The organism is Devosia sp. (assembly GCF_028290435.1).
GTDB lineage: Bacteria > Pseudomonadota > Alphaproteobacteria > Rhizobiales > Devosiaceae > Devosia.
On sequence record NZ_JAQGJV010000091.1, the window covers coordinates 14,102 to 26,918 of the forward strand.

11 protein-coding genes and 1 pseudogene are annotated in these 12,817 nt (G+C 60.7%); 7 read left to right on the plus strand and 5 right to left on the minus strand.

What is annotated here, in order from left to right; all coding sequences use genetic code 11:
- Positions 1-53: 53 nt before the first annotated feature.
- The 3 genes and pseudogenes from JWP26_RS20285 to JWP26_RS20295 all read left to right on the plus strand — a co-directional run bounded on the left by JWP26_RS20285 (position 54) and on the right by JWP26_RS20295 (position 3,703).
- Positions 54-2,024 (plus strand): AAA family ATPase, encoded by a 1,971-nt coding sequence (locus JWP26_RS20285; RefSeq protein WP_299732170.1) that lies wholly within the window; start codon positions 54-56, stop codon positions 2,022-2,024.
- A 228-nt stretch (positions 2,025-2,252) separates the two neighbouring features.
- Positions 2,253-2,759, plus strand: a pseudogene (locus JWP26_RS20290) (RNA 2'-phosphotransferase); the annotation flags it as partial.
- 605 nt (positions 2,760-3,364) lie between these two features.
- Entirely contained in the window at positions 3,365-3,703 is a 339-nt protein-coding gene (locus JWP26_RS20295) for a hypothetical protein (RefSeq protein WP_299732175.1), read from the plus strand.
- 298 nt (positions 3,704-4,001) lie between these two features.
- Here JWP26_RS20295 and JWP26_RS20300 read toward each other — a convergent pair whose 3' ends face one another.
- Complete coding sequence (locus tag JWP26_RS20300; RefSeq protein WP_299732177.1) at positions 4,002-4,517, minus strand: RidA family protein; 516 nt, start codon at positions 4,515-4,517, stop codon at positions 4,002-4,004.
- 8 nt (positions 4,518-4,525) lie between these two features.
- The gene (locus JWP26_RS20305; RefSeq protein ID WP_299732179.1) at positions 4,526-5,140 is read right to left on the minus strand and encodes an NIPSNAP family protein; all 615 of its coding nucleotides are present in this window, start codon (positions 5,138-5,140) and stop codon (positions 4,526-4,528) included.
- A 121-nt stretch (positions 5,141-5,261) separates the two neighbouring features.
- Between JWP26_RS20305 and JWP26_RS20310 the strand changes: the two genes are divergently transcribed.
- Complete coding sequence (locus JWP26_RS20310; RefSeq protein ID WP_299732182.1) at positions 5,262-6,608, plus strand: amidohydrolase family protein; 1,347 nt, start codon at positions 5,262-5,264, stop codon at positions 6,606-6,608.
- Positions 6,609-6,617: 9 nt separating this feature from the next.
- Here JWP26_RS20310 and JWP26_RS20315 read toward each other — a convergent pair whose 3' ends face one another.
- Positions 6,618-7,304, minus strand: coding sequence for a GntR family transcriptional regulator (locus JWP26_RS20315; protein ID WP_299732185.1), 687 nt, complete (start codon positions 7,302-7,304; stop codon positions 6,618-6,620).
- A 240-nt stretch (positions 7,305-7,544) separates the two neighbouring features.
- Here JWP26_RS20315 and JWP26_RS20320 point away from each other — a divergent pair, with 240 nt between their 5' ends.
- The 3 genes from JWP26_RS20320 to JWP26_RS20330 are packed head-to-tail and all read left to right on the plus strand — an operon-like array spanning position 7,545 to position 11,014.
- Positions 7,545-8,618, plus strand: coding sequence for a nitrilase-related carbon-nitrogen hydrolase (locus JWP26_RS20320; protein WP_299732188.1), 1,074 nt, complete (start codon positions 7,545-7,547; stop codon positions 8,616-8,618).
- Positions 8,619-8,627: 9 nt separating this feature from the next.
- Positions 8,628-9,956: a Rieske 2Fe-2S domain-containing protein gene (locus tag JWP26_RS20325; protein ID WP_299732191.1), complete on the plus strand. Its 1,329-nt coding sequence runs from the start codon at positions 8,628-8,630 to the stop codon at positions 9,954-9,956.
- Entirely contained in the window at positions 9,953-11,014 is a 1,062-nt protein-coding gene (locus JWP26_RS20330) for a PDR/VanB family oxidoreductase (RefSeq protein WP_299732194.1), read from the plus strand. Before JWP26_RS20325 ends, JWP26_RS20330 begins: the two co-directional genes overlap by 4 nt.
- A 132-nt stretch (positions 11,015-11,146) precedes the next feature.
- Here the strand turns inward: JWP26_RS20330 and JWP26_RS20335 are convergent, their stop codons facing one another.
- Positions 11,147-11,980, minus strand: coding sequence for an ABC transporter permease (locus JWP26_RS20335; protein WP_299732197.1), 834 nt, complete (start codon positions 11,978-11,980; stop codon positions 11,147-11,149).
- Positions 11,981-11,983: 3 nt separating this feature from the next.
- Complete coding sequence (locus JWP26_RS20340) at positions 11,984-12,736, minus strand: ABC transporter ATP-binding protein (RefSeq protein WP_367184185.1); 753 nt, start codon at positions 12,734-12,736, stop codon at positions 11,984-11,986.
- Positions 12,737-12,817: the final 81 nt, after the last annotated feature.

The window sequence follows — 12,817 nt, forward strand, 5'->3', positions numbered from 1 at the left end:
AGCCGCACTCCTTGACACACCCGCAGCCCTCGCGCCGCAGTCAGGAGCATATCGTGGCTATTTCTCTGTCCAATGCTGGATCAATTCCGCTAACCGAACTCATCCTACAGAGGCTTCGCGCCGATGTTTCCCCTAAGCCTTCGCCACGTATCGATGATCCGGCGGAACCGGTCGATCCTCAGAGGTATGGTGCCGAGTACGTTCTGACCGCGCATTTGCTTGGCGCTGGCTTAGCACCGCATTTCCAAACGCTGGGTGACCTCGCAGCAACAACCGACTTCATCGCGATTACGGCGCGCACGACGGAAGATGCTTGGCTGATGGCCAACTTATTCAAAGCTGCCCTGCCAGACGCAGGTGCTATCATCGAGCCCCAATATCGACTGCGCGCCGATGACAAATTCCCAATTTTCGTTGGTTCTGGATCCAAGATTGACGAACGCCTGCGAATGGCTGCTGATGCCGGGAGACGTTGCCTGCCGGTGGTCTGGCTCTATGATCCTGAGGCAAGCGCGCCTTCCCAGTTCACCACAATCGCGGATATCATCGTCGATGCGTCCACGATGACACGGGACATGCTGGCCGCCGCCTTCCTTGAATTTTTTGGCCGGATGCCCGCCAATATTTCCGACCTGGGTACTCCAGCCAAGCTGGCAGCAAGTGACCTGGCCCTGCATTTCCGACGCGGGCGCTCGCCAGAGGCCTGCGTCGATAGTCTCAAGGCATTGATGCCGAAGGAGCCGGTAAAGCAGGTCGATCGCGCCAGATTGCAGGATCAGCATGGCTATGGGGAGGCGCAAGTTTGGGGTCTGGAGCTCGCTCAAGACTTCGAGCTCTGGCGTCGAGGTAGGCTATCCTGGGAGGAAGTTGATCACCGCTCCGTGCTGCTGGCGGGTCCCCCTGGCACGGGCAAGACGACTTTCGCCGGTCTGCTAGCAGGTACGCTGGATGTTCCCCTAATCGCCTCGAGCGTCGCCGAATGGAACGCCCAAGACTTTCTTTCGGGCACACTCAAAAGGATGCGCGCGGTGTTCAATGAGGCCATGGAGAAGGCGCCGTGCGTTTTGTTAATCGATGAATTGGACGGCATATCGAGCCGGCAAAACATCTCTGGCCGGTACGCCGAGTACTGGACCCAGATCGTCAATCTAATGCTGGAGCTTGTGACACAAGCCAAGAATACGGAAGGTCTCGTGCTGGTTGGTGCCACAAATTATGTCGAGCGGATCGATCCTGCCCTGACGCGGTCCGGCCGGCTCGACCATACTATCGTGATGAAACTCCCAAGCTCTGATGAGATCGCCGCGATCCTGGCTCACTATGCTGGTTCGAGCATCGCCAAAAAGGAACTGCGGGCACTGGCCCCCAGGCTGCAGGGAAAGACAGGAGCCGACATCGAAAAGCTGGTGCGCGCTGCGAAAGCGACTGCACGCAGGGCAGGGCACTCATTCTCGATTTCGGATTTGCACGAGCAAGTCTCCGGGATTTTCGAAAAACTGCCGCCAGAGGTCCGGCGGCGGATCGCCACCTATCGCGCTGGCCAAGCCCTTGTGGCTCAAGCCTTGCGCATATTGGACATTGCCGCAGTCGATGGCATGGACTTCAGCCAAATTCTCGTGCGCGCGCTGGATGAGGGCCAAATTCCGACTGAGCAGCATTATGATGACGCTATTGCCGTTCTTATGGGAGGGCGAGCGGCCGAAGAGGTTCTACTCGGTAGCGGGTCTGTGTTGGGCGTGGGTTCTGCCGATTCCGATCTAGCCATGGCGACCGCGTTGGCACGGCAAATCGAGGCCAGGTCCGGCCTTGGGGAGGCGGGGTTAGTTGATCTCGATGATCCTGTCCTGCGGACCGTCCTCCCAAGGTCGCTCGTCGGCAGCGTGCGTCGTCGATTGGATATGGCGATCACCCGAGCCTCGGCAATCTTGCTGGATCGCACGCCTGAGCTAGAAAAGATGGCAGCAACAATGACCAGAGGACCGATGATTGCATCACCTAGGCAAACGGTGCGCGTGTTGCATTAGTGATCGCTCGGAGCGGCGCGTGGCAGACGGTTTCCCGATGCATGAACGCGCATTTGGCACGGGCGGGGCCAATTGGGGATGGCCAGGTTCTCGCGCCTGGAACCGTGAGCCCATGTTGAGGATGCCGCCGGGCGGGATAGAATGGACCGTTCTTTAGGTCCACAGATAGTAAAGATTTTAAAACCAAGGCCCATAGCCGTGACTGAAACGTCAAACCGCAGTCCAGGGATAAAGGAGCTCGGCAAGCTGTTGAGCCATGTGCTCCGACACGCGCCGGAGCGGCTGGGCATCACAATCGACGAAAATGGCTGGACGCAGGTCGAGCCGTTGATTGCAGGAGTTCGAAAAGCCGGATTCAAAATCGACCGAGCTGTTCTGGAATTGGTTGTCGCCCAGAACGACAAGCAGCGCTTTACCTTTTCCGCCGATGGCCAGCGCATTCGGGCCGCGCAGGGCCATTCAATCGCCATCGATCTCGGTCTGCCGCCGAGCGAGCCTCCGGAAGTCTTGTTCCATGGCACCGCGCGTCACAATCTCGATGAGATATTCGCCAAGGGGCTTCTGGCAGGCAGACGGCGGCACGTACACCTGTCGCTCAGCCAAGAAACTGCAATCCGGGTCGGCGGCCGTCACGGTACGCGCGTGGTGCTGCGTGTTGCAGCCGGGCGCATGCACTCAGATGGTCTCTCGTTTTGGAAGGCGGATAACGGGGTATGGCTCACGATCCACGTCCCATCTCCTATCTCAGCTTCTGAAGCCCACCGGTCATCCATCCGCCATGCCACAAAACCCTATCGCGCATGTCGGGTGGACGATCTCAAACTTCGTGGCAGATATTCAAATCGAGGAAGCGAGCCTCGTTGATCTGTCATTTGGGGCTGCAGGTACTTCACATGTACTGGCTGCTTTGAGCCCAGTTCCGGCGTTGTGGTAGTGCCAATGCTTTCCACCAAATGCGCAGGTTATGGCCGAAAAGGGGTGGAATGCAGTCTGTCTGCTTTTGGTTAACTGCATCGCGAAAGCTGACAGTCCCAACTCCCAGCATGACGGTGCACGCCCTCGCTCCTGGATCATCACTTGGATATCGGAAAATCGCTGCGGTGAGCGCTGCGGCGATTGCATCAATCGCCGCGACAACACGCTTAGGCAGCTGCCGTCGCGACGGGTCGATCGCATGGATGGACATGGAGTCAATGCCGAAGTCCATCAGCAACTGGACCAGGCTGGCATCCTACAGGTCCGTGTGGCCCCTCTTGTTGCAGGCTTCCCCCAGCACATTCAAAATGCTCTACCCATATTCATGGCGTATGCCATGGCGGCGTCATAAGAGGGCGAGCACGATGCGACCATTGATTATCGTTCTAGCACTGCTGGCCACTACCTACGCTACGTCGGCGCGGGACATCAGTCGATGCTGGATCGAGGTGGACGGCACGACCTGGGCAGATGGACCATGTGACTTCGAACCCTTAGATGAGGGTGAAGCAAGCTTCGAGGTCATCGAAAAGGCCCAGCCTCAGACATTTGCTTATATCTTCGTGGCGCAAGACGGTGACCCACCGCATGGCTTTTGGAACGGGGGCGAAGGCGCCACCCATGCCCATGATGACCTCGGCGAGCTCCGCAGAGACGGCGCATGCTGGCTGAACGATCGAGCGAAGGTATGCGCCTGGCAGTGACCGGGCATCATGGGAATTGATCATATTTGCCGTACCGGCAGTTAAGGAAAAACGGCCCGCAACTCCGAACGACCGCAATGGGGTCGCGACCCGCCACCGGGGAAGGGCTGCCTGGAATGCTGGTCGGCAGGTGAAGCGTTGGCTGCGTCTCTATCGTTTGGGATCACCAAGACCTTGGCTTAGATGGGCGCGATGGAAACAGCGAACAGGCCATGCCGTAATTAAGGCTTCATCCAGAGGCCCGGTGCACGGTTGTGGTGGCAATAGCCTCCGCTGCACGAGCTGTGGCGGCAGCGCGCTACTGAATACCGGCATAGGGCAGCAATGAAGCGGTGAAGTCGGCGTTGTGACCATCGCGGACTTGCACCACGGCTTCGATTTCGACCGGGATGCCGTTGGGCAGGGAGCCCGCCCCCATCGAGGTGCGGGCATGGCCCGGCATGTCGGGGAAGACATCGGCAAACAGGTCTGAGCAGCCGTCGATGACGAAAGGATGCCGGGTGAAATCGGGAACCGCATTGACCAGGCCCAGAACCTTGACGATGCGCACGATGCGGTCAAGGTCCCCGAGCACGTCGTGCATGACTGCCAGCAGGTTGAGACCCACAATGCGAGCGAACTGCTGGGCCTCTTCGGCGGTGTAGTCGACGCCCACCTTGCCAATGAAAGGCTTGCCGTCTGGCCCCAGCGGCGCAAGGCCGGACAGGAACAGGAGGTCGCCCGCCCGCACCACCGGCACGAAGCGAGCAATCGGTGCTGGCGCCACTGGAAGGACGATGCCAAGGGCTTGCAGGCGGGCAGCGGTCACCGACATGTTCGATCCTATTTCAGATCGGAGAAGGCAGTGGCGAGGAACAGTTCGGATTGCAGCGAGGTCAGCTTGTGAGAGCCGCCCGGAGGCGGCCAGATCCCTTCCTTGCTCGCTTGGCCGCGCGCTTTGACGCGGTCTTCTATGGAATGATAAGGCCAGATATGGACCATGCGTAGCGGCGCACCTTCAAGCGAGCCCATGATGGTCAGCAGCGGCGACATCTCGTTGCGGCGGTCCATCACCTTGCTCCAGGCTTCGGCCGTTTCAGGCAGGCCGCCGGGAGCCACGGTGTAGGTGCGGAACTCGTAGAACGGACCGTAACTCCCGGGCACGACCGGCTTGGCAAAAAACAGCGGCGAAAATGCTCGGCTGTCGACGCCGCCCAGATAGGGCGCAATGCCATAGGGGTCTTCCGACTGCAGCCGCCGGGCGCGGTCCTCGGCGATTGCCTCGGCATTCTCATAGGTGGTCAGGAAGGCGAAGCGGTTGAGAACGCCAAATTCGCAGGAAAAGCAGCCAATGGTCTGCCCGGTGCTGGAGAAAGATTTGTAGGTCTGCGGCAGCAGGGGGAGCACCGCACCCAGAGTGTTGGGGAGCAATGACAGGATGGTCAAATCGTACAGCATCAAGGGTCCTGATTAAGCGGTTTCGGATGGCTTTCCAAATGCGCTTAAAATTGGTACACCATCAGAATGCCAAGTGCACGCCAAAATTTTGGAGTGCTACATTCAACGATGAGATGAGCGCATGTATGATCTTGTTGTGGCAGGGCGCGTGGTCACCCCCACTGAAATCCTGGACCGCGGCTGGCTGGCGATCAATGCGGGAACGATCGTGGCGATCGGCACCGGGGCGCTGCCTGAAGCGCGCGACACGCGGTATTTTGGGGCTTCCTGGATTCTCCCGGGCGCGGTTGACGGGCAAACCCACGCCGGCAGTCAGATCGGCTTTGCCGGTATGGGGCCGACCAGCCACGCCGCGGTGATGGGTGGCGTGACCACTATTGTCGACATGCCTTACGACCATCCCACGCCAGTGACCACCGCAGCGGTGCTCGCCGACAAGATCGCCGCGATCGAGAGCCTGTCGATCTGTGATGTCGCGCTCTATGGGACGGTGCCGACATCGCCCAATCTGGCCGATGTACAAGGGTTGATCGACGGCGGCGTTTGCGCGTTCAAGATTTCCTCGTTCGAGGCGCATCCCGACCGGTTTCCGCGCATCGGCAACGCGGCGACCCTGCAGCTGCTGCAGGCACTTGACGGTTCAGGCCTGCCGTTGGGGCTGCATAACGAAGATCAGGAAATCGTCGCCAAACTGACCAGGGAATTTGCCGCTGCCGGCAAGACGGGTCCGGAACACCATAGCGACAGCCGGCCGCCCGTGGCCGAACTGACGGCGACTGCCAACTTCCTTGAGCTGGGCGCTTCGACCAGCGCGCATGCCCATATCGTGCATATCTCGATCGCCGAGGGGTTTGACCTGGTGGCGGCGTATCGCACGCGCGGCGCCAAGGCCACAGCGGAAATGTGCGTGCACTACCTGCTGTTCGACGCCGAGCAAGACATGAAGCGTCTGGGCGGGCTGCTCAAGGTAAATCCGCCCATCCGGCCCGGGCAGACCGAAGCCCTTTGGACCGTGCTGGAAAATGGCGGCTGCACGTTCGTTTCGTCCGATCACAGCGCCTGGCCGCTGGAGCGTAAGCAGAACGCCTCGATTTTCGACGTCGCGGCCGGGATGCCGGGGCTGGAAGCGCTGCTGCCGGCCTTCTTTACCGCCGCCCAAAAGCGTTTTGGAGCCGACCGGGCAGCGCTCATGACGGCCGAACTGCTCAGCGATGCACCCTCGCGGTTTTTCGGGCTCAGCAAAAAGGGCCGCCTGGCCCCTGGCTATGACGCCGACATTGCCGTGCTGGCTCCCGAACCGATGGTCTATGACTCAAAGCGCAACCCGAGTGGCCCGGGTTGGAGTGCCTATGACGGGCAGACATTTGCGGTAGCGCCCAGCGCCACGTTTGTCAGGGGCGTGGCGGTTTGGGACGGATCAATCGTCGCGGCCTTGCCGGGTCACGGCAAGTTCGTGGCCCGAGGCTGATGCGTCCGGTCAGCGCTTTGATCCGGACAGCCGGTCGATGATGGCCACTTTGACGCTTTCGATATGCTCGGCCATGGCGCCGCGGGCCCGTTCCTGGTCGCCGCTCACAACAGCATCGAGCAACGCGAGGTTTTCATCGACGCCGAACTTGTGGGTTGCCGGGTTCCGGTAGGCGTTGAAAACATGGGTGCGCCGGCGCAGGTCGCGGATCATGCCGGTGAGCAACGAATTGCCGGCCGCATTGGCGATCTCGCCATGCAGGATGTCATCGACATCCCAGATTTCGCTCAGCGTCGGGTTGCTTCTTGTGCCCAATTCGATCAACGCCGCACGAATGGCCTCTACCCTGCCCTTATCGATGCGTCCGGCCGCAAGCCGCGCGGCCTCGGATTCAAGCAACTGGCGCACGTTGAGCAATTCGACGAATGCTTCGGTGGAGAACGGGCTGACCGTCACGCCGCGGCTGGGCTGCTTGTAGACCAGTCCCTCAGCCTCGAGGCGCCCCAGAGCTTCGCGTACCGGGGTGCGCGATGCGTTGAGGCGTTCGGCCATGCGGCGCTCGACGATGACATCGCCTGGACGCAGTTCGCCGCGAATCAGGATATCGATCAGCTGTTCGTAGACTTGTTCGGTCAGCGTCGGCCCATCGGCTTGCAGAAGCTTGGTATTGAGTGCTGACACATTGGTTTCTTGCATGGCGTTCCCCAGTCACCGCACTGATAACCCCAATCCCTACCGCGTTGGAAGACTTTTGGGATGACCCCGGTATGCCATGCACAGATCAATCGTCGACATGACGCCGAAATAGGCATGATTTTGAGGCTGCGGAAATTCTAGCGCCCAGGGCCCGGATAGGGCTTGGCAATGAGAAATCCCTACGTTAAACCTATGGTATACCATTGGCGTGCAATTGGCCCGCCAAGCTTAGGAGGCCATATGCCGATCCCACCGTGGCGTGCAACCAGCATTCAGATGCGCAGCGAGCGCGCCTCGCAGGCCGCCAGCGACGCCGAGGCCACAGTGGTCATCCAGCGCAACGTGGATCGCCTGATCGGACTGATCGAACAGGCGTGCGCCTCGGACGAAAAGCCGGCCCTCGTGGTGTTTCCAGAATTTGCGATGCAGGGTCCGCCCCTGCATATGGGCGTGCAGGACTGGATCAAGCGCGCTTGTTCCAGCATTCCCGGTCCACTGACCGAACCCCTGCAGGACCTGGCCAAGCGCGAGAAGATTTTCATCGCCGGCAACCTGTTCGAAGCGCCGCCGGAATGGCCGGGACGCTACTTCAATTCCTCGTTCCTGATCGACCCAAGCGGGGAGATCGTTCTCAACTACCGCCGCGTCAATACGGCGGCGTTCCCATCGGTGCATGATTTCATGAGCGACTACATGGCCGCGACGCCGCAGGACAAGGTGTTCCCAGTGGTCGATACGGCGCTGGGCCGGCTTTGCTTGGTGCCTTGCGGCGAGATCAGCGTGCCTGAAGTATCGCGCGTGATGATGATGCAAGGCGCCGAAGTCATACTGCACCCGACCAATTCCAAGCGCACCGATGCCCAAGAAGCAGCCAAGTTGACGCGCGTTGCCGAGAACATGGTCTATCTGGTCAGCGCCAACGTGGCCGGCCCGATCGGCTTTTCGCCGGACAATTCGATCTTCGGCGGGCGCTCCCACATCATCGATCACCATGGCAACACGCTGGCATTTCAGGACGATGCCGGCGAGAGCGTTGCTGTCAGTGCCATCATCGACATCGAGGCACTGCGCTGCGACCGCCGGATCGATACCGGCCTGTCCAACCCGCTGCTGCGGGCGCGTTACGAGATGTACGTGCCCTATTACAGCGGCGCCCACTTCTATCCGCCCGATCATTTCCGCGATGCACCGATGACCGACACCGCCGAAGTTCGCGCCGCGCTGGCCATCGCGCGCCAGAACATGGAACGGGCACATATTCTCATCCCTTTGCCAGCCGGCGCTTCCGAGCCCGTGGCCCAGTCCGCTCATTAGGAGACCAAGATGATCACAGCAGAAGAAAACCGGGAGCTCAGCCAGGTCGGCAAGGGCACGCTGATGGGCAATTTCTTTCGTCAGTTCTGGATGCCGGTGTGTCTGGGCTCCGAACTCAAGGCCGATGGAGATCCGGTTCGCCTGATGATCCTGGGCGAAAAGCTCGTCGCCTTCCGCGACAGCAATGGCGCCGTCGGCGTGTTCGATCACCGCTGCCCGCATCGCTGCGCATCGTTGTTTTTCGGTCGCAACGAGTTGGGCGGCATTCGCTGCGCCTATCACGGCTGGAAGTTCGATGTGACTGGCAAGTGCCTGGACCAACCCAATCTGGAAGACAAGTCCAAGTATCCGGCCGGCACCCCGGCCATCGCCTATCGTGTCAAGGAATCCGGTGGCGTGGTGTTTGCCTATATGGGCGAACGGCAAGAAAATCCTCCGGAATTGCCGCAGCTCGAAGCCATCCTGGGCGAGCCCGACGACCGCAATATCGCGCTCACCCACCGCGACTGCAATTACATGCAGGCGTTGGAAGGTGACATCGATACTTCCCATCTGGGTTTTCTGCATGTGGGTGGCGTCGATGGCGACAAGCTCGACATGAGCGATCCCGAAGTGTTCACGGTCACCGAGAAGGCACCCAAGATCAACGTGTCGGTCATGCCGTTCGGCACCATGTATTCGGCCCAGCGCAATGCTTATGAGGGCACCGAGCATCATCGCTTCGCCAGCTACGTGTTCCCGTTCTGGGTCACCTATCCGTCGGGCGAGATCGAAGGCAATGTCACGGCCAATGCCTGGGTACCGATCGATGACACCTCGACCATGATCTTCAACATCGATTTGGGTCGCGCCAAGGGTCGCAAGAAGAACCTCAAGTACAAGGACGGCACCCCCGTCGGCGGCCTCGCCCGGGCGCTCGAATACCTGCCCAATACCACCGACTGGAAGGGCCGCTGGCGCCCGGTCAAGGATCGATCCAATGACTACGGCATCGACCGCGAATGGCAGCGCAATGGCGATAGCTATACGGGCGTCGTCGGCGTGCCGTTGCAGGACCAGATGATCCAGGAATCCATGGGCTATGTGGTGGATCGCGAAATGGAACACCTGGCGGCCTCGGATCGCATGGTCATCCTGACGCGCCGCGTCATGCTCGATGCGGCCAAGGAATTCGCCGCCACTGGCAAACTGCCGGAGATCGTCGATCACCCCGAACTGGCCAAGGACGCCCGTGGCGGAGATATCGTGGTCCCCTATGGGACCGACTGGCTCGAGGGCTACGAGGAAAAAATGGCCGAGATCAAGGGTCACAAGCCCAAGCTCTCCGCGGCCGAATGAGCGAAGCGACGTGCATGGGGACCGGCACGCAAGTGTCGGCCCCCCTGGCCCAGACCGAAGACACTGGTACGGCAGCATTTGCCGCCACCCATCCGACCCCGGCCGAGGCGCGGCCCCTGGCCGTGCGCGTGGCCGCAATCCACCAGGTCGCCGAGACGATCCGCGCGGTGGAACTGGTCGCGGCCGACGGCAAGGCCCTGCCCGGTTTTACGGCCGGCGCGCACATCAATCTCAAATTACCCGGCGATCTCAGCCGCTCCTATTCGCTGACCAACGGCCCGCAAACGCGGGATCGTTATACCATTGCGGTCAACCGCGACCTCGCCAGCCGGGGTGGCTCGGCCTATGTGGTGGACAAGCTGGCTGTGGGCGAAGAGCTGCTGGTTGATCCGCCGCACAACACCTTCCCGCTTGTCGAGGACGCCGAACTCAGCGCCTTCTTCGCGGGCGGCATTGGCATTACCCCGATCCTGGCGATGATCCGGCAGCTCGAAGCTTTGGGCCGGCCGTGGAAACTGTTTTACGCCGCCCGCAATCGCACCAGCGCCGCCTTTGTCGACGAGCTGGAAGCGCTCGAGGCGATCACGCCGGGGCGCGTGCACCTGCATTTCGATGCCGAGGCGGGCAAGGTTATGCCGCTGCTCAAGCTGGCCGCCGGCATTCCCAAGATTGCGCATATCTATTGCTGCGGCCCATCCAAGATGATCGAGGTGTTCAAGGCCTCGGCGGGCTGGCGTCCGGACGAGAACGTGCATGTCGAGCATTTCGCCGGCACCAACGCGCGCCCAACCACAGCGTTCGACGTCGAGCTGAAGCGGCGCGGCCTGACCTTCCATGTGCCGGCCGGCGAAAGCATCATGCAGGTGCTGATGGACAACCACATCCCCGTCGCCCATTCCTGCCGCGAAGGCGTCTGCGGCACCTGCGAGACGCGGGTGCTCGCCGGCGTGCCCGATCACAAGGATAATGTGCTCTCCTCGCGCGAGCGTGCGTCCAACGAATTGATCATGATCTGCTGCTCGGGCGCCAAAACCGACAAGCTGGTGCTCGACCTCTAGCACGCCCCATCAGTGTCGCCTGACCTCAACCCGGCGCCTCAAGCGTCGGGTTATTTTTGCCTATATTGCCGTCAAACAAAAAGGCCCCGGACCTTGGTCCGGAGCCTTTTGTCAGCGTGTGTGTGAGGGCGGTTAGCCCTCCCCGGCAATATTGCTGCGTGCCTTCCAGGGGATAAAGAACCGCTCCATCTGCTCCAGCGTCACAAAAAACAGAACGCCGATCAGCGTGATCAGGATGATGGAGGCGAACTGGCGGGTAATGTCGAAATTGGCGCCCGCGATCAGGATCAGATAGCCAAGCCCCTTGTCGGCGCCGATGAACTCGGCAACCACGGCACCGATGACCGACAGCACGGTGGCCAGCTTCAGCCCCGCGAAAATGCTCGGCAGTGCCTGCGGCAGGCGGAACTTCCAGAATGTCTGCAGCCCCGAAGCCCCCATCGAGCGCGCCAGATAGATCATCTCGCGCGACGAGGATTTGAGGCCCATCACCGAATTGATCACGATCGGAAAGAAAGCCAGGAGGATGACGATGACGATCTTTGGCGTCATGCCATAGCCGAACCAGGTCAGCAGCAACGGCGCGATCGCCACCTTGGGAACAGTCTGGCTGGCCACGATCAGCGGATAGACGGCTTTCTCCATGGCGCGCGAATAAACGATCATCACCGCCAGCGGCACGCCGACAACGACAGCTCCGATAAAGCCGATCAGCACTTCGCTCAGCGTCACCAGGGCATTGGGGAGCAGCCGATGCCAATAGTTGAAGAAGACGGCGCCAATGGCGCTCGGCGCGGGCAGTATATAGGCTGGCACCTTGCCGATTTGCACCGACAATTCCCAGATCGAGATCAGCACGAGCAAGGTCCAGAGTGCCGGTGGCACGGCCATCAGTGCGCGCAGCAGCATATTGGGCTTGGGCACGATCACGGTATCGTCGGTGGTTTCAGCGATGGTCGTGGTCATGGCTCAATACTCCTCACGGAAGACGCCGAGGCTCTTGAAGATGCCGGTCAGTTCGCGGGTGTAGTCGATGAACTTGGCATCCTCGCGCATCGACAGGCGGCGCGGCCGGGGCAGGTCGATATCGATGATCCGCTCGATGCGGCCGGGGCGCGGCGACATGACCACGACGCGATCGCTGAGGAAGATCGCCTCGGTGATCGAGTGGGTGATGAAGAACACCGTCATGTCATTATCCGAGCACAGCCGCAGCAGGTCGATCTGCAACTGATCGCGCGTCATGGCGTCCAGCGCGCCAAAGGGCTCGTCCATCAGCAGCAATGGTGGCCTGTGCAGCAAGGCGCGGCAGATCGAGACGCGCTGGCGCATGCCACCGGACAGCTCCTTGGGATAGGAATTCTCGAAATCGGTGAGCGACACCATCTTGAGCAATTGGCGGGCGCGCTCGCGGGCTTCGGGAATGTTGGATTTGCGGATTTCCGCCTGGATCATGATGTTCTGCAGGGCGCTGCGCCACTCGAGCAGCACATCCTGCTGGAAGACGATGCCGGCATCGGCATTGGGGCCATCGATGTGCTTCTTGTCGACGTCGATGCGGCCCTTGGTGACGGGCAAAAGGCCCGACAGCAGCATCAGCAGCGTGCTCTTGCCACAACCGCTCGGCCCCAGGATCGAGACGAACTCGCCCTTCTCGATGCTCAGGTTGATATCCTGCAAGGCCTGGACCGGGCCTTGGCGACCCTGAAATGTCTTGGACACGCCCGAAATGGAAATGTGAGGTCGCGAGGCGCTTCTGATGGTCTCTGGTGCTGCCATAACGTTCATGTGCTGCTGAGTGCC

Excerpts from the sequence above, each read along its gene's own strand:
- JWP26_RS20295 (WP_299732175.1), top strand. The coding sequence starts at position 3,365 with ATGCGACCATTGATTATCGTTCTAGCACTGCTGGCCACTACCTACGCT.
- JWP26_RS20300 (WP_299732177.1), bottom strand. The coding sequence starts at position 4,517 with ATGTCGGTGACCGCTGCCCGCCTGCAAGCCCTTGGCATCGTCCTTCCA.
- JWP26_RS20305 (WP_299732179.1), bottom strand. The coding sequence starts at position 5,140 with ATGCTGTACGATTTGACCATCCTGTCATTGCTCCCCAACACTCTGGGT.
- JWP26_RS20310 (WP_299732182.1), top strand. The coding sequence starts at position 5,262 with ATGTATGATCTTGTTGTGGCAGGGCGCGTGGTCACCCCCACTGAAATC.
- JWP26_RS20315 (WP_299732185.1), bottom strand. The coding sequence starts at position 7,304 with ATGCAAGAAACCAATGTGTCAGCACTCAATACCAAGCTTCTGCAAGCC.
- JWP26_RS20320 (WP_299732188.1), top strand. The coding sequence starts at position 7,545 with ATGCCGATCCCACCGTGGCGTGCAACCAGCATTCAGATGCGCAGCGAG.
- JWP26_RS20325 (WP_299732191.1), top strand. The coding sequence starts at position 8,628 with ATGATCACAGCAGAAGAAAACCGGGAGCTCAGCCAGGTCGGCAAGGGC.
- JWP26_RS20330 (WP_299732194.1), top strand. The coding sequence starts at position 9,953 with ATGAGCGAAGCGACGTGCATGGGGACCGGCACGCAAGTGTCGGCCCCC.
- JWP26_RS20335 (WP_299732197.1), bottom strand. The coding sequence starts at position 11,980 with ATGACCACGACCATCGCTGAAACCACCGACGATACCGTGATCGTGCCC.